At 44.9% G+C, this 20,097-nt stretch carries 18 protein-coding genes; 2 read left to right on the top strand and 16 right to left on the bottom strand.

Annotated elements, in window-relative coordinates:
* Window position 1 precedes the first annotated feature (1 nt).
* The 5 genes from AC1ECB_RS25815 to AC1ECB_RS25795 form a co-directional block, all read right to left on the bottom strand.
* The gene (locus tag AC1ECB_RS25815) at window positions 2–1,603 is read right to left on the bottom strand and encodes a putative polysaccharide biosynthesis protein (RefSeq protein ID WP_485666472.1); all 1,602 of its coding nucleotides are present in this window, start codon (window positions 1,601–1,603) and stop codon (window positions 2–4) included.
* Between the two features lie 175 nt (window positions 1,604–1,778).
* Complete coding sequence (gene spoVT, locus AC1ECB_RS25810; RefSeq protein ID WP_485666471.1) at window positions 1,779–2,345, bottom strand: stage V sporulation protein T; 567 nt, start codon at window positions 2,343–2,345, stop codon at window positions 1,779–1,781.
* 155 nt (window positions 2,346–2,500) lie between these two features.
* A complete protein-coding gene (mfd, locus tag AC1ECB_RS25805; protein ID WP_485666470.1) occupies window positions 2,501–5,809 on the bottom strand; it encodes a transcription-repair coupling factor in 3,309 nt (1,102 codons plus the stop codon).
* 102 nt (window positions 5,810–5,911) lie between these two features.
* Window positions 5,912–6,163: an anti-sigma-F factor Fin gene (locus AC1ECB_RS25800; protein WP_485666469.1), complete on the bottom strand. Its 252-nt coding sequence runs from the start codon at window positions 6,161–6,163 to the stop codon at window positions 5,912–5,914.
* On the bottom strand, window positions 6,160–6,582 hold the full coding sequence (locus AC1ECB_RS25795; protein ID WP_021168596.1) for a hypothetical protein: 423 nt from the start codon (window positions 6,580–6,582) through the stop codon (window positions 6,160–6,162). The genes AC1ECB_RS25800 and AC1ECB_RS25795 overlap by 4 nt, the downstream gene beginning before the upstream one ends.
* Window positions 6,583–6,792: 210 nt before the next feature.
* Between AC1ECB_RS25795 and AC1ECB_RS25790 the strand changes: the two genes are divergently transcribed.
* Window positions 6,793–7,776 (top strand): bifunctional UDP-sugar hydrolase/5'-nucleotidase, encoded by a 984-nt coding sequence (locus AC1ECB_RS25790; RefSeq protein WP_485666468.1) that lies wholly within the window; start codon window positions 6,793–6,795, stop codon window positions 7,774–7,776.
* A 49-nt stretch (window positions 7,777–7,825) separates the two neighbouring features.
* Here AC1ECB_RS25790 and AC1ECB_RS25785 read toward each other — a convergent pair whose 3' ends face one another.
* From AC1ECB_RS25785 to AC1ECB_RS25765, 5 genes are all read right to left on the bottom strand, one after another.
* A complete protein-coding gene (locus AC1ECB_RS25785) occupies window positions 7,826–8,710 on the bottom strand; it encodes a peptidoglycan DD-metalloendopeptidase family protein (RefSeq protein ID WP_485666467.1) in 885 nt (294 codons plus the stop codon).
* 341 nt (window positions 8,711–9,051) lie between these two features.
* A complete protein-coding gene (gene glpX, locus AC1ECB_RS25780; protein ID WP_485666466.1) occupies window positions 9,052–10,017 on the bottom strand; it encodes a class II fructose-bisphosphatase in 966 nt (321 codons plus the stop codon).
* 96 nt (window positions 10,018–10,113) lie between these two features.
* Window positions 10,114–10,758, bottom strand: a complete 645-nt coding sequence (fsa, locus tag AC1ECB_RS25775) for a fructose-6-phosphate aldolase (RefSeq protein WP_485666465.1) — start codon at window positions 10,756–10,758, stop codon at window positions 10,114–10,116.
* A gap of 49 nt (window positions 10,759–10,807) precedes the next feature.
* Window positions 10,808–11,443 (bottom strand): hypothetical protein, encoded by a 636-nt coding sequence (locus tag AC1ECB_RS25770; RefSeq protein ID WP_485666464.1) that lies wholly within the window; start codon window positions 11,441–11,443, stop codon window positions 10,808–10,810.
* 143 nt (window positions 11,444–11,586) lie between these two features.
* Window positions 11,587–11,991 (bottom strand): response regulator, encoded by a 405-nt coding sequence (locus AC1ECB_RS25765; RefSeq protein WP_485666463.1) that lies wholly within the window; start codon window positions 11,989–11,991, stop codon window positions 11,587–11,589.
* Window positions 11,992–12,202: 211 nt separating this feature from the next.
* Here AC1ECB_RS25765 and AC1ECB_RS25760 point away from each other — a divergent pair, with 211 nt between their 5' ends.
* Window positions 12,203–13,951, top strand: coding sequence for a DUF6044 family protein (locus tag AC1ECB_RS25760; protein WP_485666462.1), 1,749 nt, complete (start codon window positions 12,203–12,205; stop codon window positions 13,949–13,951).
* On the opposite strand, the gene AC1ECB_RS25755 is transcribed toward AC1ECB_RS25760, so the two are convergent.
* The 6 genes from AC1ECB_RS25755 to AC1ECB_RS25730 all read right to left on the bottom strand — a co-directional run bounded on the left by AC1ECB_RS25755 (window position 13,948) and on the right by AC1ECB_RS25730 (window position 19,988).
* The gene (locus tag AC1ECB_RS25755) at window positions 13,948–14,529 is read right to left on the bottom strand and encodes a Yip1 family protein (protein ID WP_485666461.1); all 582 of its coding nucleotides are present in this window, start codon (window positions 14,527–14,529) and stop codon (window positions 13,948–13,950) included. The genes AC1ECB_RS25760 and AC1ECB_RS25755 overlap by 4 nt on opposite strands.
* Window positions 14,530–14,541: 12 nt before the next feature.
* Complete coding sequence (sppA, locus tag AC1ECB_RS25750) at window positions 14,542–15,471, bottom strand: signal peptide peptidase SppA (protein WP_485666460.1); 930 nt, start codon at window positions 15,469–15,471, stop codon at window positions 14,542–14,544.
* A 148-nt stretch (window positions 15,472–15,619) separates the two neighbouring features.
* On the bottom strand, window positions 15,620–17,233 hold the full coding sequence (pyrG, locus tag AC1ECB_RS25745) for a CTP synthase (protein ID WP_485666459.1): 1,614 nt from the start codon (window positions 17,231–17,233) through the stop codon (window positions 15,620–15,622).
* Window positions 17,234–17,339: 106 nt separating this feature from the next.
* Window positions 17,340–17,759: a DNA-directed RNA polymerase subunit delta gene (gene rpoE / locus AC1ECB_RS25740; protein ID WP_485666458.1), complete on the bottom strand. Its 420-nt coding sequence runs from the start codon at window positions 17,757–17,759 to the stop codon at window positions 17,340–17,342.
* 98 nt (window positions 17,760–17,857) lie between these two features.
* Window positions 17,858–19,525, bottom strand: coding sequence for an arginine--tRNA ligase (gene argS / locus AC1ECB_RS25735; RefSeq protein WP_485666457.1), 1,668 nt, complete (start codon window positions 19,523–19,525; stop codon window positions 17,858–17,860).
* On the bottom strand, window positions 19,515–19,988 hold the full coding sequence (locus tag AC1ECB_RS25730; protein ID WP_485666456.1) for a YwiB family protein: 474 nt from the start codon (window positions 19,986–19,988) through the stop codon (window positions 19,515–19,517). Before AC1ECB_RS25730 ends, argS begins: the two co-directional genes overlap by 11 nt.
* Window positions 19,989–20,097: the final 109 nt, after the last annotated feature.

Genomic DNA, 20,097 nt, shown 5'->3' with positions numbered 1-20,097 from the left:
GTTATCGCCTCAACAGTCTGAATTTCTTTAAAATAACCGCCAATTTTCCACCTACCCGTGGTAGTTGCTCAATATCGCGAACCGCAACCCCGCCAACCAATAAAATAACAATGCCGAATACCATCCCTCCCACACTAATAGCTCCTAATGTAGCTACGCTATTATGGAGCGTTTGGCTCATTATAGCATCATAGCTTAAGAGCACAACAACTCCCATGACAACAGAGGCTATGATTGTTTTAAAAGCATCCTTGATATTGAGACTAAAGCCGACATAGCGGTAAACGAAAACCATATTTAAAAGTGCTGCCACGCCAAAATCAGCAACCGTGGCCCAGGCGGCCCCCATAATACCCAAGGCCGGTATAGAAGTAAGTGTCCAACTCATAATAATTTTTACTACAGCCGAAACGCCCATATTGATAACAGGAATAGCCGTATGACCCAGCCCCTGCAGCACACCGGTTGTTACCTGATGTATGCCTAGAAGAAAAATACCGACCGCTAAAATGGCGATAGACGTGCCCGCATTCGGCGTGCCATACAACATCAGTGAAATAGGTGTAGCTAGTAAACACAAGCCCACAAAGCTTGGAATGGTTATCAGGTTGGAAATACGCATTGCTGTGGATATCCGCTGATAAATCAGCTGCTTATCACCAAGTGTATAGGCCTCCGATACAGCCGGTACCAAACTTGCTGCCAGCGATGCCGTTAAAATTGTTGCCAAATTGACCAGTGGCACCGCCATACCGGTAAGATAACCAAACAACTCAGTAGCTTGCTCTACAGTATAACCGGCCACTTCTAATCTGGCCGGCACAATTAAAAGATCAATATTAGATACCACCGGCAGCATAATATTCGCCAGTGATACTGGTAACGCCAGTTTCACAATCCGGCTGATAATACTGACGCTAGATTCCTGGATAACCATCGGCTGGGTTTTCATCTTATGCTTAAAACCAGGTTTATGCCGCCAATAATAATATAATAGTACCAACAGTCCGGCGGCAGCACCAGGACCAGCCCCAAAGCTCGCTCCGGCTGCGGCAAACTCCAGACCATGCGGCAGCAGAATATAGGCAAAGGCAATCATTGTGACAACCCGGAAAAGCTGCTCAAAAATCTGGGAAACCGCCGTGGGTGTCATCATTTGCAGCCCCTGAAAATAACCTCGATAACTGGACAGTACGGTTACAAAGAAGATGGCTGGGGCCAATGCAGCAATGGCATAATAAGCACGAGCATCACGAACAAAATGATGTTCAATCAGCCACCCGGCGCCATAGTACAAAAGAAAGGTAAACACAATGCCGGTAATCGCCAATACCCCTAACGAAATCCGAAAAACGCGATTTGCGCCGCGGTAATCACTGCGAGCCAGTTTTTCAGCCACAATGATGGAAATGGCTACCGGAATACCAGCTGATGAAATACTGAGCGCCAATAAGTAAATGGGATAAGCCATTTGGTACAAGCCTACCCCCTCGCCGCCCAACAGACGGGATAGTAAAATGCGGTTAACCGAGCCGATAATTTTAACAACAATTCCGGCTACTGTTAAAATCAACGCACCTTTTAAAAATGTATCTTTACTCAATACCGAGTCATTCCTCTCCAATCTGGTCTCTACTTGACCACTTTACCTATTATAGCAAAATCTACCTGCCATTAAAACCATAATTAATGATCCATAATGAATACGCTAAAATAATATAAAAGTAGCGAACTTAACAGGAGTGTTATTGTCCGCTACTTCGCCTATTGTGTAACTATTATTGAGCCATTTGTTTTGCCAAAAATCCTGCTGCTGTTTCGGCTAGCTTGACCTCCATATCGGTCATTTGTATTCCCGGTTCCTTGGAGCAGATAATAACAGCACCAATGGCATCCCCTTCCACAAGAATGGGGGCAATAACTTCAGCTGTGAATTTACAGGGTTCATCGTCTTCGCATTGGGAGGCGCAATCCTGACAATGTTTGGACTCACCCGGATTGCTGATTAAAACAGTTTTACGCTCCTCCATTACTTTCTCCACTGCCGGGCCAAGGGGCTTGCTCAAAAACTCCTTTTTAGCGCCACCCGCAACTGCGACTACATTATCACGATCTGCAATCAAAATAATATGTCCAATAGCCTCAAACAAGGATTCCGCATATTCCTTGGCAAAATCCCCCAATTCCCCGACCAGAGAGTATTTCTTTAGAATAACCTCACCCTCACGGTCGACATATATTTCCAGAGGATCGCCTTCACGGATTCTAAGAGTTCGTCTAATTTCTTTGGGTATTACAACCCGGCCTAGATCATCAATTCTGCGTACAATTCCGGTTGCCTTCACCAGTATCCCCCTTTCTATAGCTTTTGAAGAATAAAATCAGATAATACCTTGCAAGGCGACAGTAAATATCTTACTCGTTCATTGATAGTAGTATATATCTGGGTGATGTGTTTTATTCATTTTTCTGCCTGCAAAACCAACGTATAAGTTAACATTTATTTCGGATCTGTAACTCCTGACAAACAGGTAAATAACTTCGTTAATACTTCTATCAGCGGCAGGTTTATGCGGGAAGTAGTAAGGCGCATGGTATCCGGCGGTCCGGGAAGAAAGGACAACTTGCCGGGGAAAAGTTCCCTGGCTTTGACTAAGCCCTCGTCAGTCACATTAGGCATATCACCAAAGGATATTTCCACACGCCCGCCCCGTTCGGCGATCAATCGAACACCCAACTGGCGTGCCAAGTTTTTGATCCGGGCAACACCTAAAAGATTGGTAACAGGCAGCGGCGGCTCACCAAAGCGATCAATAAGCTCATCAATAAGTTCAGTCAAATGAGCTTCCTGGCGAATAGCGGCAATACGCTGATATATTTCAATCTTGTGCATAGCATCACTAATATAATCACCGGTAAGATAAGCATCAAGCGTAAGTTCAATTGTCGGCTCAGGCGGCGGTAAGACTATTTTACCTGTTTTTAGCTCTTCAACAGCTTCATCTAACAACCGGCAGTACATCTCAAATCCGACACTGACAATATGTCCATGCTGCTCTCGTCCTAAGAGATTACCGGCCCCCCGTATCTCCAAATCCCGCATGGCGATTTTGAAACCCGAACCAAGCTCAGCAAACTCTTTGATGGCCTGGAGCCGTTTTTCGGCTACCTCAGTTAATACTTTATCCTGACGATAGGTAAAGTAAGCATAAGCCATCCGATGTGAGCGTCCAACCCGCCCTCGCATTTGATACAGCTGGGACAAACCGAAATGATCGGCATCATAAATAATAATGGTATTGGCATTAGATACATCCAAGCCATTTTCAATAATACTTGTGCATAATAAGACATCATCATGACCTTCATAAAAATCAAGCATAACCTGCTCTAAGAGTTCCTCCGGCATCTGGCCATGACCTGTTTTAATGGTGGCATCCGGCAATATTTCCGTCAAACGCTGACGTATTTTATCAATAGTCTGTACCCGGTTATAAACAAAATACACTTGCCCGCCACGTTTCAATTCGCGGACAATGGCCTCACGAATAATTTCCTCATTATATTCAACAACATAGCTTTGCACTGGAAACCGGTCTTCGGGTGGGGTTTCAATAATACTCATATCCCTCGCACCCACTAATGACATATGCAATGTACGTGGGATGGGGGTAGCGCTTAAAGTAAGCACGTCCAGATTAGCACGCCACCTCTTCATCTTTTCCTTTTGCGCCACACCAAAACGCTGTTCTTCATCAACAATTAAGAGGCCAATGTCCTTAAATAACACATCTGACTGTAAAATTCGGTGCGTGCCAATAAGGACATCAACTTGACCCGAGGCCACTTTTTGCAAAGTGGCCTTTTGCTCGCGGGCACTGCGAAAACGGCTGATAACATCAACTACAGTACCAAAATCGGCAAAGCGTGAGCTAAAGGTTTGATAATGCTGCTGTGCAAGCACAGTCGTCGGTACTAGCACCGCCACTTGCTTGCCACCCATAACAGCTTTAAAGGCAGCGCGAATAGCCACTTCCGTCTTGCCAAAGCCCACATCACCACATAACAAACGATCCATAGGCCGCGACTGTTCCATATCATGCTTAACCTCGGCGATAGCCTGCAGTTGATCTGGTGTTTCTTCATAAGCAAACGCGTCCTCAAATTCCCGCTGCCAAGGGGTGTCTGGGCCAAAGGCATGCCCTACCTGCAACTGACGCTGGGCATAAAGTGAGATAAGTTCCTTGGCCATGTCCGCTACAGCCGCTTTGGCTTTGGTTTTAACCTTCAGCCAGTCGCTGCCACCCATCTTGCTAAGGCGTGGTACTTCGCCCTCAGAACCAATATACTTCTGTAACAGCCCCACCTGATCGGTGGGTACATACAATTTATCATCACCAGCATAACGAATATGGAGATAGTCCTTATGAACCCCCCCCACTTCCAATGTTTCTACCCCAACATATTTGCCAATACCATGATTAACATGAACAACATAATCACCAAGATTGATATCACGGAAATAAGTAATTTGCTGTTCTTTGCCCACGCGGAGCCGACGCTTTTTCTTCTGGCGTCCGAAGATATCAAACTCAGTCAGAACCACAAGCTTAGCCTGCGGGAATTCAAAACCGCCTGACAGCGTGCCTGTAAGTACTAAAACAGCACCCGGTATAAGCGGCATAGGCCCTGACTGAGCCATAATTGCGGTAATCCCCTCATCGGCTAGATTTCGCTCAATAATAACGGCCTTATCCTGACTGGACATAAATATAACAATATTATACCGTTTATCCTGCCAGTTTTTTATTTCCGCAATCAGCAACTCAATCTGACGGTGAAAAGGTGCAATCCCTTTGGCGGTAATGCTAATAATCTCGGTCGGCTGTGTATGAGGAATTTTTTGCAACAATAAGGATAGATACATCACATTATATGCCTGGCAAGCTGCTACCAGCTCGGCCCAGGCAAACACCCGCCGCTTACTATCAGGATTTTCCTTAACCAGCTTAGTCATCTGTTCCCTAAGCCGTGCTGGTTCATCCAGGATTATGGTAGCAATCGCCGGTAAATAAGACACAAATACAGCCGCTTTCCCAGTGTGCTCGGTTTGGGTTAACGGCATAATATCCGCCAATACCAGATCTTGTACCGATCGCTGGCTAACCGGATCAAATTCACGCAGTGAATCAACCTCGTCACCAAACAGTTCAATCCGGAGCGGTAAACTCCGGTTAACAGCAAATATATCAATAATACCGCCGCGCACACTAAACTGACCGGCACTATTTACTTGGTCGACCCGTTCATAGCTGTATGCAACTAAGGAGCCGATAAGCTCTTCCCGGCTTACCACACTGTCACTATGTATTGTTATGCGGCTGTTTAAAAACTCTTGTTTGGGTAAAACCTTTTGCATCGCCGCTTCGGCGGTAGCCAAAACAATCAGCCTTTCGCCTCTGGCTAAACGATTCAAAACATCCATACGTTTTGCCGCCAGTTCAACGCTTTTGGCAGCAGCAGCAAAAGTCACCATATCAAGGGCCGGCAGTTCTACTATCGGCACCTCTGGTAAGAAAACCGCAAGGTCAGTTCTAAACACATCAATTGCTTCATGATTAGCTGCTATAATTATAGTTGGGCGCGCAGCTACCTGAAAAGCAGCCGCAAGAAACACACTCTTTTGCGCACCTGTAAGGCCATAAATCAAACTCTGTGCATCAGGTAACGCAAAGGCTGCCTGAGCCTGACGTAATGCTTTGTCCTCAGGCAAAGCTGTCAATAGCCTTAAACTTGTTTTTTCTCCCATAAAAACCCCATCCGTCCTGGTAGTACCAAAAGGGCTTTAGCCTAGGCTAAAGCCCTTACATATTTATTTTTTATCTAATACAATACCATAAGAACCTCTATTCTAGTGAATATATCCTTTATTAATGGCCGACATACCTAGCGCAACGGTATCATCATCCAATCCTATAGCGGTTATGCAGCTGTCACACAGTGCCTTTACATAGATCGCATTTTGCGCAATGTCAGTTTTAATTATATCCTGACGTTCCTGGTCAGTCAAGCAATCAAAACCAAACTTAACTTCATCTACTGTCTCTACTTCTAATGTATCAATTAGTTCTCCACAATATTCACAATGATAGAAAATTTTCATGGTTTATCCCTCTCTCCTGAATTGTTAACCGTTTTATTCGCTAATAGCCGAACAACAGCAACATTATATGCCAAATGAAGTGCAATACCGGCAGCTAACCCCAACCACAGACTACTAGTCAGTATGAGAACGCCGGCACTACCTGCACCAAACAAACTATGCCCGGCAATACTTAAAAAAGATGCTGTAACTGCCCCACTTGTACTTTTCTGCTGCCAGTCATAGCCAGCTTCTATCACACCAAATACCGTATGTACCATAATAAGGTCAGCTCCCAGATAATAAGCAAACAGCGTTTTGGCAGCTTCCTCAACTACCGGACCTGCACTAATAATACTTACTGGCCCCAAGTAACGCAGGAAGAAACGATTAAGCAAAAAACTCAAACCGGCCATAAGAATGGCAATAATATAGTCCATGGCTTTTCCTCGCAGCAGCGTATATGCACTCTGTAGATTTTCATATAGGTACAGGCGCCAGGATTATACTTATTATTCCCCGAAAAAACAGTTGTGTATACAAATGGCTATTCATTTTTTATTTTTATAAGTTAATAGGTGACAGGAAAAAACTGCAACCATAGCGAAATTAGTAAAAAATACTAAACCAGTAAATTGGGAGGGATAATCTTGCAGAAATCTTGCAAATCATTAATGCGCTTAGCAGCATTGGCGCTAATCGTTATCTTGTGTCTGCCAGTCCTGGCACTGGCAAAAGCAAAACAACCTGAACTACCGCCAGCGCCGGTTAAAATCACGCTACTGGCCACAGCCAGGGTGAACGGCCATATTATTGACTGGGATTATAAATTCCCTAGAGTAGCTGAATTTGGTCTGGTAAGAGTTTCAAGTTTAGTAAAAGAGCAACGCCAGAGTAATCCTTATACCATCTTGGTTGATGGGGGCAACATGCTTTCAGGTTCTGCCTTAACCGACTACTTCGCTACTACACCGTCTAAGCTTCCTAATCCAATGTTCGTTATGTATAACTATCTTGGTTATGATGCCGTAGTGCTTGGTCCAGGCGAGCTTGCCTATGGCCCGGCCTTCTTAACAAAAGTACTGCCGCTAGCCAGATTCCCGTTATTGTCAGCCAATGCCCATACCTCAGATAAAGCCCTGGCAGCCATTAAACCCTACATCATTAAAGAAATTAATGTTGGCAAAGACAAAAAGAAAGAAATAATCCGTATTGGCATTATCGGCGCCTCGTCTATCAGTCCTGATACCACCGCCGGGTATACCGGTCTCAAATTTACGGACCCTGAAGCAGCCATTGACGCTGTCACTCAAAAAATCGGCAATAAGGTTGATGCTATCATAGTTGTCAAAAATGACGGCTTACAAGTCAACGGCATTGACGCCGCCACTCATGCCAAATTTAGCGTTGCCGCCGCCACCCCCGGCAAGTTCGGCAGCAGCCTAAGTAAAACCGATCTAACCTTTGAAAAGATAGGAAAAAAATGGTTTCTTACCCATACTGATACAGCCAGTAATTACATGACTGTCACCAAGACAGATAAAAACATGAGTGATGCTGCCTGGCCTTATCATGATGCAACTTTGCAACATCTGGAAGCTACAAAAAAACTTGCTGAAAATACTAAATCGTAAAAAGTTAAAACAGAGAATGCCACGTCATGCGACGTGGCATTCTCCTTTTTTATGGCAAAAATCCCATTGGATCTACCGGCTGGCCATCTTTTTGAATTTCAAAATGCAGATGCGGTCCTGTCGAATTGCCGGTATTGCCCATAGAGGCAATTCGTTGACCAGCCCGTACATACTGACCTATCTCAACAAAGTAATCATCCAAATGTCCATATAAACTTACATAGCCGCCGCCATGATCAAGCATTACCGTATAACCATAGCCACCCCGCCAGCCGGCCCAAATCACCCGACCGGCCCTTGCAGACATAACATAGGTACCTACATCATTAGCAATATCAACACCCGCATGAAGCCGCCCCCACCGCCAGCCAAACGGTGAGGATATTTCACCTTTGGCTGGCCAAATAAAGCGGCTGGCCGAGGCACGGGCTACCGCTGTGTCAGCCCGTCCCCAGCGTGCGCCAGGAATAAAAAGCTTTTCACCAACATCTACCTGGTCACTGGTTTTTGCATTGGCTGATTTAATTGTTTCTACCTGTATACCATATGTATAAGCAATGTCCCATAAGGTATCCCCGGTATTTACCTGGTGAACAACGCCTTTCGCGGGCAATATAATTAACTGGTCACCAGGGTGAATAAGTTCGCTGACAGCAGGGTTTGCTCCCGTCAATGTTTCTACATCAATACCATAGTGCTGAGCTATCCCGGATAAGGTATCCCCAGCTTGCACAATGTAATGACTGATAGCCATAGCTTGTGGCGGCGAAACAACTGCTGGTGCCTCCATAATCTGATTCTCGGTTACAGACGGAGCCTTGATAGTTTCCATCAACACCGGCTTGGGTCCACCAGGAAAAGCCCATATACCGGCCAAGAGTGCCATTCCCCCCCAATAAGCCCATTGTCTAGCCTTGCATTTCGGCAGATGCATACAATCACCTCGCTACTGGTCTAATTTTGGCTAACAACCTGTAAAACAAGCTGGCAACATTATCCCCAGTATTAGCATAAGCGACAGACCCATAAAATATGCATAACTTGGATTATTTTTCAGAAAATCTGTATATCATGTGTGTTGTTTTTCGAGAGACGGAAGTCTTTGTTAAACCACAAAGAGCGCAAAGGGTTACGAAGGGTAGTTTGTTTAATAAAGAACCTTTGTGTACTTTGCGGTAATAATAGCCTCTGCATTTTTATACTTTCTGTTATATAATAAAAAAACCGAGATTGCTTCATTGCAAGTGCAGTGAAGCAATCTCGGTTTTTACAATATTATACCCGCTTAATGAGCATGGGTTTTTTATCAAACTTATGAATAGCGTCAACAAACCGGACAGTACCTGTCGTGCCGCGCATTACCAGCGAATGAGTACGGGCACCACCGCCAAAGTAACGCACTCCGTTTAAAAGATCGCCCTGGGTGATGGCTGTTGCTGCAAAAATCACATCATCCCCCTGAACCAATTCATCTAAGGTAAATACCTTATTTATATCAGTTATCCCCATAGCTTTTGCCCGCTTAATATCGGCGTCGCCTTCCGGCCATAATCTGCCTTGCATGTCGCCGCCCAGGCATTTAACAGCCGCAGCAGCCAATACACCCTCGGGAGCACCGCCGATTCCCAAAAGCATATGTACGCCTGTACCCTCAATAGCAGCATTGATCGCCGGGGAGACATCACCATCAGTAATCAGCTTAATCCTCGCCCCAGCATCACGGGCTTCTTTAATTATAGCTGCATGCCGCGGACGGTCAAGAATAACCACTGTTACATCTTCCACCGTGCGGTTAAGCGCAGCGGCAACGGCTTTAAGATTTTCTGTCACTGGCGCATTAATATCTATTTTACCTTTGGCCATCGGCCCAACAGCAATCTTATCCATATACATGTCCGGCGCATGCAACAGGTGGCCGCGCGGGGCGATAGCCAAAACAGCAATAGCGCCTGGCAAACCTTTAGCTACTAAGTTAGTGCCTTCCAACGGATCAACGGCAATGTCCACTGCCGGACCACCATGTCCTACTTCTTCACCAATGTACAGCATCGGCGCCTCATCCATCTCACCTTCGCCGATAACCACCTTTCCACTAATGCTAACGATATCAAAAGCAGCACGCATAGCATCCACTGCCGCCTGGTCAGCGGCAATTTTATCACCACGTCCCATCCACCGGCCACAGGCAACTGCGGCAGACTCGGTAACCCGGACAAATTCTAATGCCAATTCACGTTCCATAATGCTACATCTCCTTAATTCTAGAAACAATTATACCGGGCACCTGCCCGGCCAGCATATCTCAATATTGAGATTGCTTGTTACGCTACTCTCATCTTACCTATTGGCTTTTTGCCAATCTTCAAGAAAACGTCTAATACCCGCATCTGTCAGCGGATGATATAACAGTGATTTCAATACCTTGGCGGGAACAGTGGCAATATGCGCTCCAGCCAGAGCCGCCTGGGTAACATGCAGGGGATGACGGATACTGGCAGCAATAATTTCGGTCTCAATACCATGAATGGCAAAAATATCAGCCGTATCCTTAATAAGAGCAATACCGTCCTGACTAATATCATCAAGCCGGCCAACAAAAGGACTGACAAAAGCTGCTCCTGCCCGCGCGGCCAACAATGCCTGATTGGCAGAAAAAATCAACGTAACATTAGTGCTAATGCCTTCTGCAGCCAAGGCACTGGCTGTTTTTAAGCCATCAACCGTTACCGGCACTTTGATTACCACATTATCGCCAAGTTTGGCTAATTCACGCGCTTCCATCAGCATCTTTTCAAACTCGGTACTGATAACCTCCGCACTTACCGGCCCCGGTATTAATGAGGCAATCTCCCTGATTACTTCCTTGATATCTTGTTTTTCCTTGGCAATAAGTGACGGATTGGTAGTTACTCCGGCCACAACACCCATTGGTAAAATTTCCTTGATTTCGCCAATATTAGCTGTATCGAGAAAAAATTTCACAGGTAACTCACTCACCTTTTCTCATTATTGTCTATAATAGCGACCCTATTCATTTACGGCTGGTACGCCTGAGAGGAGCTATTTCCAGAACCTCCATAGCTGATAGTCTCGCTAAAGCTTGTTCATCCTTGGCTGAAATCAGCAGTCTACCATCGCACTGAGGGCATGACAGTTCAACCGCATCGACAAGCACATCAACATCAACATCGGTATTACCACAAGAGCAGTATACCCCTCCCTGCTCCGCAATATCATGAATTTTGTTTAAAATTTCCAGCAAAATTTGCGAATTTTCGATTCCTGATCCGTCTGATTGCCCTGCCATCTCACTGGCTAAGCTGGCAACCTCTTGCTTATGTTTGGCAATAGTCGCAGTAATCGCTTCCGTTTTACCAATAAAGCCCAGTTCAAGATTTGTCTGATCGCAATATATCTTACTTACTTTCGGCTGACGAAACAAGTTACTATCAAGAAAAATTAGGTGATTGGTTTCGCATACTACGCAAGGAATATCAAGTAGATATTGACGCCGTCCCGCACTAGATATAGCCCCTTGTACCTGACCGCAGCTGCAAACAAGTTGACATGCAGCATTATTGATCGCAAACCTTGAGACATTATGAAGTTCAATTTTGCCACATCGCGGACAATACAACGCCAATGTAGAGACAGCGCTAATGACCATTGGATATCCCCCCTTTGCTTCCTGTATTTCGCCACCTACGGTAAAAATCCTGCCTACTTACTACAACTTAGCAACATCAGGTGAAAAGTGAGTGGCCAGCAATAACCCCGGGTAGCTGTGCCCCGGGGTTATCTACCGTTTATTCAGCCAATCATACACCGACGAGTTTCGCCAAAGCTAGTATTAATATTGTCGTGAATAATCTGGCATAGGGACATAATGTCAAATGGTTTGGTGATATAATCACGCATGCCAATCTCCCGGGCCTCATTTACCATGTCTAACTCACCATACGCTGTCATCATAATAACCTGATCCCCCTGCCCCTGGCGTTTCAGCTCTTTTAGCGCCGTAATACCATCCATGCCAGGCATCTTCATATCCATCAAAATAACATTGGGATTAGTATTCTGTGCAGCCTGTATACCCTCGTAGCCATTAGTGGCTGTAATCACTTGATAACCCTCGTCCTGGAGAACCTCAGTCAGCAATCTCCGAATCCCAGGTTGGTCGTCAATTACCAGAATGGTTGCTTGGGAATTACTCATGTAACCACCTTACTTTCTCGCAGTTTTGACGGAAAATTTAATTTATTGTTTCCTAATTTATACCTATTCGTAGTCAATTGAAAATATCCTGCTAAGTCATGGTAAAAATAGGAAATATATTTTGTTTTTTCTAATTTCTGTGAAATAATTTCTAAATTCGGCAAAATTGTGCTAAACTTTGTAGTGAAATCAATTTGCGAGGTAGCTCTATATGCAAAACAAATTACTATTACTACGCAAGCTGTTACCCTGGCTTACCAGCCATAAATCGGCTTTGTTTTTTTCTTTTCTGGTAGTTGCATATGTAACACCTTTTGTTGTTTTACGGCAAAATGCCCATTTTACCATTAATGATAACCTAGATTGGATTACCTCTTGGATAGTGCTTGTCAAAAGCGGTAAGGTATTTGCGCTAACTGGAACCATAAATCAAATGCTGGGAGAACTGCCCCGCAATTGTCTGCCCAGCGGGTTTAATGTAATTACCTGGCTCTATCTTATCCTGCCTCCTTTCCGCGCTTACCTGATCAATCTCTTACTTGTTCATCTTACTGCTTTCATTGGCATGTATCTTTTGCTTAAGCACTATGTTCTGCCGGCTAACCATCAACGTTGGCTGGCTTGGGCCGGTGCCGCTTCGTTCGCTACCCTCCCTTTTTATACAGTCTATGGCCTGTCAATCGCCGGACAGCCTTTACTATTCTATGCTATGCTTAATGCCTATTATGATAGAAAAATAATAGGTAGTGTCCTCATTATTATTACTTTTGCATTGTATTCATCGTTACCACTTGTCGGTGTCTTTATTTTGGCAGCTCTTGGACTAGCTGCTCTCTATGATTACTGGCGCCACCGCAAGCTGCGCCCGAAATTTTTGGGAGCGATCGCCCTCTTAACCGGTTCATATGTTATAACAGAAATATGGCTGATTTATAATGCCTTTTTTAGCTCAGGCTTCGTATCCAGCCGCGAGGAAATTAACCGTTTGCTCTTAGGACAGGCACTGGACTGGCACGGCGTACAAGCACTTATTGTAGAAAATCTGGTTAATGGCCAATATCATGCCGTCAGCCTGCATAAGTACATTCTGGGTATCGCTGTGCCACTGGCGCTGCTTACCGGCTGGCGTCAAAAACGTGAATATAAAGGTATACTGCTGTTACTGACACTCGCACTCTGTATATCGATTTTTTATGGATTTCGCTATTCGGAATTTTTTATTTCAGCCGTAGCAGGCAACAGCTTTTTAAATTCATTCCAAATTCAGCGCTTTCATTGGCTGCACCCGCTGTTATGGTATACCATCTTTGCTTTATGCCTGGCGGTTATCGCTACTGTCCGCTATATTGGCAAAATACTGGCGGTTCTCCTGATTACTTTGCAACTTGGGTTTCTGTTTGGCAATAATATTGAATATGACTTAGTGTTAAAAAAGCAAACAGGCATTTCGGTGATCGAAAACGGTTGGCTTTACGAAAACATTAGCTATGGCGAATTTTTTGCTGACAGCCTATTTAAAAAAATAGACACCTACATTGGCCGTCCAAAAGAGGACTACCGTGTGGCGACTATCGGCATTTATCCGGCTATAACCCAATATCATGGCTTCTATACCCTTGACGGACGGCTTAATATTTACCCGCTTGCTTATAAACACGCCTTCCGCCAGATTATGGCCAGAGAATTAGACAAAAACCAGTTTTGGCAAAAATATTTTGATTACTGGGGTATAACCTGCTACCTCTTTCCCGCTGAACTTGAGTACTATGAGGTACGAAAATCTTATCAATTAAAGCTCAATCATCTGGAGCTGGATAGTCAGGCTTTCAAAAAGCTAGGCGGCGAATACATCTTATCCGCCGCCGAAATAACAAACTATCAGGAAAATGGTCTTGAGTTTTTACAGCATTTTAGTGAAGGCTGGTCAGTCTGGGAAATTTACCTATACCGGGTACGTTAAAAATGAAACGGAAGTTGGACTAAGGCTGAGCCAAGAAAAATTACAACAGCTATAGTAACGCCAATTAACGCTAGCAGGGGAGCAAGAAGCACAAGCATGGCTTTAGAACCAGATAGCCCATGCGCGCCGCGAATAGCGGCTACAATCAAAAACACTGTCCAGATAAATACAATCAAACCGATGATACCAAAAGCTACGCCACTCAGGCCATCTGGCAATAAGGCAGCAATAACGCCTAGTGGTATTACGACTACCCGTGGCAAGTGTGAAAAACCCAGGGCGGCAAACAGGCCGGTAGCCGTTCCCCGACCACCTGCCAATTCAGCAATAAAGTTCAGTACCGAAGCTCCCAGTATCCAAAAAAACAAACTGCCTATAAATTGCAAGGCAAACATACTGCCTAACACCGCTACACCTGGCAAGCCTCTCATTCCCGTATATATTGCCCACACCGGAACAAGCATACCAATAGTGAACATGACCAATGCCTGCCCGGTTAATTTTTTTTCGGCAATATATTCCATGGCTGCTCGCGGTTTAAACAACACATCATAAATAGTTTCCAGAAAATTGCCCATATAAAATCCCCCTTAATAGCTCTGGGGTGCGGCCGCAGGGCCGGCCGAAGAGAGTATTTCTGTAAGCTGTTTAAGCATCAGTTGTTCGGGTTTATGAGTATCTTGCGCACCGAACAACGATTCAATGACATTTTTCTTGCCATATTCAATAATTTCAGGTTCACCCTGAATACCCACCATATTGGCCGCACCGTCAATCGCATCATACATATTGCCTAATTCATCAACAAGCCCCGCCTCTTTGGCTTGCCGGCCAGTATAAATACGGCCATCGGCCAACTCACGCACTTTGTCCGGGTCCAGTTGACGTCCTGCCACAATGACCTCAACAAATTGATTATACATATCGTCAACCATAACTTGAATAATAGCTCTTTCCTCCTCGGTCAGCTGCCGGTCTGGTGATAAGATATCTTTATGCGGGCCGCTTTTAATTTTTTCCTGACGGACTCCGATTTTTTTGTATAATTCCTCCCAATTAGAATAGGGCATATATACACCAAGACTTCCCGTAATGGTAGATGGATTAGCATATATTTTGTCAGTGCATGCAGCCAGCCAATAACCACCGGAGGCTGCCATGTCAGCCATAGAAGTAATGACCGGTTTGCCGGCAGCGCGAATTTTCTTTAGTTCTTCACCTACTTCCTGCGAAGCCGGAACTGTGCCGCCAGGACTGTTAATTCTAAGGATAATAGCCTTAACAGAGGCATCATCGCGAGCCTGATGAAGCTGACGAATGAGAGTATCTGTCCCACCGCCCTCGGTAAATAAACCAACCTGTCCCCGACCACCAACAATCATACCATCAACATAGACAATGGCGATTTTATCATGGCCGGCCAGTTTGCTCTGTTTCACCTTAGGGGCAATGAACAGTGCTCCTAACATAGATATGCCAATAATAACAACCAGCAAAATAACTACTGAGCGTTTAAACATAACCTTACCTCCCTTATGTGACTTATCAACATAGTAAAGACTCTTCACGACTACCTTCTTTTAAACATAATACAACTATTTGTAAAAGAAAGCTGTTGGATAATCTCCAACAGCTTTCTTTTATTATAATCCCCTTAGCGAGTTACTATTACTTCCCCAGCTTATTTGTAAGCGCTGCTTTGATAAAATCCCTAAACAGCGGATGCGGGTTAGTCGGACGCGACTTGAATTCCGGGTGGAATTGCGTACCCACAAACCAGGGATGATCTTTAATTTCTACAATCTCAACCAAACGCCCGTTAGGCAAAGTACCGCCTATAACAAGGCCAGCGGCAGATAGTCTGTCACGATATGCATTATTAAATTCAAAACGATGACGGTGACGTTCATAAATAATCTCGTCCTGATAGGCCTGATAGGTCAGTGTACCTTCCATAACCTTGCAGGGATACACGCCAAGACGCATGGTACCGCCTTTGGCTTCAATAGCTACCTGCTCAGGCATAAGGTCAATAACGGGGTGCGCTGTAGCTGGATTAAACTCAGTGCTGTGCGCATCTGCTAAGCCACATACATTACGGGCAAATTCAATGACAGCAGTCTGCATACCCAGACACAAGCCAAAGAAAGGCACCCTGTTCTCCCGTGCATAGCGAATGGCCTTAAGCTTGCCTTCGATTCCACGGTCACCAAACCCACCAGGTACCAAGATACCGTCAACATCACCTAAATATGCAATTAGATCAGTGCCCTCAGCCTCAATATCTTCGGCGTTAATCCATTTGATCTCAACAGCAGTATCATTAGCAATACCACCATGACGCAAAGCTTCCGACACACTCATATACGCATCCCGCAGGGCAACATATTTACCGACAATGGCAATCTGTACACTATACCGCGGATTCGTGATCTTATCTACCATGTGTTTCCACTGCGTCATGTCGGCTCCAGTTTCTTTCAGATTGAGCTTTTCCATGGCAATACGGTCAAGCCCTTCCTTTTCCAGCATCAGTGGAACCTCATAAATGCTGGCGGCATTTTTGTTCTGGATGACTGCATCACAGTCAATATCACAGAATAAGGCTAGCTTTTCTTTCATATCCTGCGATATCTCATGCTCAGTACGACACACAATGATATCAGGATGAATACCAATACTTCTCAGTTCTTTTACACTATGCTGGGTGGGCTTGGTTTTAAGCTCACCGGCTGCCGAAATGTAGGGTACAAGGGTAACATGAATATAGAGCACACCACCCTTGCCTACTTCCTTTTTAACCTGACGAATGGCCTCTAAAAATGGCTGACTTTCAATATCACCAACAGTACCGCCGATTTCGGTAATAACAACATCAGCATTGTCTTCTTCGCCAACCCGGTAAATGCGTTCTTTAATTTCGTTGGTAATATGAGGAATTACCTGGACCGTGCTACCCAAATAATCTCCTTTACGCTCCTTGCTGATAACTGACCAATATATTTTGCCAGCTGTGACATTTGAGCTTTTGCTTAGGTGAATATCAATAAACCGTTCATAATGGCCAAGGTCAAGGTCGGTCTCGCCACCATCTTCTGTAACAAAAACTTCGCCATGCTGATAAGGACTCATGGTCCCTGGATCAAAGTTGATGTACGGGTCAAACTTCTGAATGGTAACTTTGAGCCCGCGGCTTTTCAAAAGACGCCCAAGTGACGCTGCCGTGATTCCTTTACCAAGTGAAGATACCACGCCGCCTGTAACAAAAATATATTTAGTCATTTAAAAATCCTCCTACTAACTTCCCACAATTAACTGTCTAACAACCCTAATTATGCCAAAGATGCATGTTCTTTATCCGATGACTGAGAGTAGCGGCTTCGTACAACTACACCTCAGTTTCTTCGTTTTCTTCTTCTAATTCACTCTCGCCTTCCAGCAACTGGTCAGGATCAGAGTTACTGACAGTACCCTCATTTTCAAAATCCTGTTGAATAGCAGCAAACAACTTAGCCCGTCTTTGCATATCTGGTTGGGCAGTTGCTGTTTCTTCTGCTTCGGTCACACTTATTCGCTGAGGTGACCATTCATTCAGGCCCCACATACTTTTACCTGTGTGCACAAACCGGCTGTCCAGATTAATCCGCGTATGTACATCAGCAATAGTATGGGCTGATGCACGTACTGTACTACCCTTGGCAGCGATGGCCTGATCAATTAATTCCCGGTAATATAACGGATGTCCTGCTGCTTTTAAAACCTGATATGCTGAATCGACTTCATCAATAGAATTCTTCGGTATAGCCATAATTTTAACCTCCGCACTTAACAATCCGCGTTTTATATTCAACACATAGAGGTAAATTCCTCCCGATTGCTGTAAAACATTCCTGGATAGTAAGCGATTTACATTTTGTTGGGAGCAGCAACCCCCAGGATACCAAGTGATTGTTTTACCGTTGCCCTTACCGCTGTCACAAGTGCCAGACGGGCGGCCTGTAAATCAGGATCAACGCCAATAATCCGGCATTGATTATAAAAGGTATGGAACAGTCCGGCTAATTCATGCGCATAACGGGCAATCCGATGCGGCGCACGCTCACAGGCAGCACTGGCAACCTCTTCTGGGAACATCGCCATTTTTTTGATTAAATCAATTTCTGCCTGCTCTGTTAATAGTTCCAGCTTAATTTGGTCCCAGGCAGCAGGAACAGGTAAGCCCGCATCTGTCATTTGGCGAAAAATACTGGATATCCGGGCATGAGCGTACTGGATGTAATACACCGGATTCTCATTGGAATGAGATTTTGCCAAATCAAGATCAAAATCAAGCTGGCTGTCAGTGGAACGCATAATAAAGAAATACCGGGCGGCATCACGCCCCACTTCCTCAATAAGTTCGCTCAAGGTTACGCCTTGCCCTGTCCGTTTAGACATCTTGACAAGCTGACCATCTTGATATAGGCTTACCATCTGCAAAATCATTACTTCCAGGTTATCTGCATTATACCCCATGGCATTGATAGCGGCCTTGACCCGGCAAATGTAACCATGGTGATCCGCCCCCCAAATATTAATAACCTTGTTAAAACCGCGGGCAAATTTATCACGATGATAGGCAATATCAGCAGCCAAATAGGTAGGCACCCCATTATCGCGAATAACTACCCGGTCTTTATCATCACCATAGACTGTCGATTTTAACCATAAGGCACCATCTTTCTCATAGATATTGCCATTGGCCTTTAACAACTCACAGGTAGCTGCTACAGAACCACTGTTATGTAATGTGCGTTCGCTAAACCATACGTCAAAATTGACGCCAAACTGCTCCAAATCCTCTTTAAGCGCAGCCAGCTTTTCCTTTAGTCCCACTTCCTTGAACGCGGCTAAACGCTCCGCCTCCGGCATACTGATATATTTGTCGCCATGTTTGTCAATAATCCGCTCAGCTGTGTCAATAATATCTTTGCCATGATAGCCATCTTCAGGGAAATCAACTGCTTTCCCCATAAGCTCCAAATACCGGGCGTTGACAGAAGCTGCCAAGTTATCCATCTGATTGCCGGCATCGTTGATATAAAATTCCGCCTCCACCTGGTAACCTGCCACACGAAGCAGATTAACAAGGGCGCTGCCTACGGCCGCCCCCCGGCCATGACCAACATGCAATGGTCCGGTAGGGTTAGCACTGACAAACTCTACCTGTACCCGCTGACCTTGTCCGGCGTTATTCTGGCCGAAATTTTCCCCGGCAGCCAATATATCCGCTAAGTCTTGGTAAAGGATATCTGACTTAAGATAAAAGTTAATAAACCCCGGCCCAGCTAGCAAGGCTTTATCCAGCCATGGTTCATTAAGCCGGTCGATAATCGCCTGGGCAATCACCCGCGGATTCATTTTAGCCGCTTTTGCCGACTGCATGGCAAAGTTAGTCGCATAATCGCCGAACTCCTTTTGTGGCGGCACTTCCAATGCTATCTCAGGCAGATGCCCGGCAACAAATACGCCATCCGCTATTGCTTTGGTCGCTGCTTGTCCAATAGCGGCAATTAGCTGTTGTTTAATGTCCATTCTTCTTATCCCCCTGTATAAGGACAGCAAGTTTATTGGTGCTTTGCCACTGTCCGTCTATTTCCAGTTCATACTCAATATGTATTCCGGTAACCTGGCTATTATCCTCAGCACGGGTTATCGCCAGCCGGGTTGTTTGTATACTAATTTCCATTGTTCCGTAGGGTGTGACATACCTGGAATGTGAGCGCTGCCCAACCCGAAATTCCTGCCGCTGGTCAACGCCGCCCCTCCGCACCAGAATAACATAATCTGCGTAGACTTTTAAGAGTGTTGAGGCGCCTTCCATCCCACTAATCTCGCTTTCCTGATACGTGATATAATGAACCCCATTTTTCGCATACCGGCGCCCATGCGTAAATAATTCAATCGCATCTTCTTCACCATGAGCATCCTGTTGTGAGCCCTTCACAGAAATGAGTACATGGCTAATATCCGTATTACTCTGTTTAATCAGACTCAATCCCTTCACAGAACCTTAACTTTATTATTATAGCGTAGTCGAAAGCTATTGCCAATATTCATAAGCCTAATATTGCAAAAAAATCAAGAAAATAAATTGCGCCGCCTGT

The sequence above is a fragment of the Sporomusa sp. 246TCP1 genome, assembly GCF_057319775.1.
Note: the sequence above shows the minus strand (reverse complement) of the source record. Positions and strands in the feature narration are given on the sequence as shown.

What these genes read in the sequence shown, in the direction of transcription:
- mfd (WP_485666470.1), bottom strand. Translation starts at nt 5,809, where the DNA reads ATGGGAGAAAAAACAAGTTTAAGGCTATTGACAGCTTTGCCTGAGGAC.
- AC1ECB_RS25800 (WP_485666469.1), bottom strand. Translation starts at nt 6,163, where the DNA reads ATGAAAATTTTCTATCATTGTGAATATTGTGGAGAACTAATTGATACA.
- AC1ECB_RS25795 (WP_021168596.1), bottom strand. Translation starts at nt 6,582, where the DNA reads ATGGACTATATTATTGCCATTCTTATGGCCGGTTTGAGTTTTTTGCTT.
- AC1ECB_RS25785 (WP_485666467.1), bottom strand. Translation starts at nt 8,710, where the DNA reads ATGCATCTGCCGAAATGCAAGGCTAGACAATGGGCTTATTGGGGGGGA.
- glpX (WP_485666466.1), bottom strand. Translation starts at nt 10,017, where the DNA reads ATGGAACGTGAATTGGCATTAGAATTTGTCCGGGTTACCGAGTCTGCC.
- AC1ECB_RS25770 (WP_485666464.1), bottom strand. Translation starts at nt 11,443, where the DNA reads ATGGTCATTAGCGCTGTCTCTACATTGGCGTTGTATTGTCCGCGATGT.
- AC1ECB_RS25765 (WP_485666463.1), bottom strand. Translation starts at nt 11,991, where the DNA reads ATGAGTAATTCCCAAGCAACCATTCTGGTAATTGACGACCAACCTGGG.
- AC1ECB_RS25760 (WP_485666462.1), top strand. Translation starts at nt 12,203, where the DNA reads ATGCAAAACAAATTACTATTACTACGCAAGCTGTTACCCTGGCTTACC.
- AC1ECB_RS25755 (WP_485666461.1), bottom strand. Translation starts at nt 14,529, where the DNA reads ATGGGCAATTTTCTGGAAACTATTTATGATGTGTTGTTTAAACCGCGA.
- sppA (WP_485666460.1), bottom strand. Translation starts at nt 15,471, where the DNA reads ATGTTTAAACGCTCAGTAGTTATTTTGCTGGTTGTTATTATTGGCATA.
- pyrG (WP_485666459.1), bottom strand. Translation starts at nt 17,233, where the DNA reads ATGACTAAATATATTTTTGTTACAGGCGGCGTGGTATCTTCACTTGGT.
- rpoE (WP_485666458.1), bottom strand. Translation starts at nt 17,759, where the DNA reads ATGGCTATACCGAAGAATTCTATTGATGAAGTCGATTCAGCATATCAG.
- argS (WP_485666457.1), bottom strand. Translation starts at nt 19,525, where the DNA reads ATGGACATTAAACAACAGCTAATTGCCGCTATTGGACAAGCAGCGACC.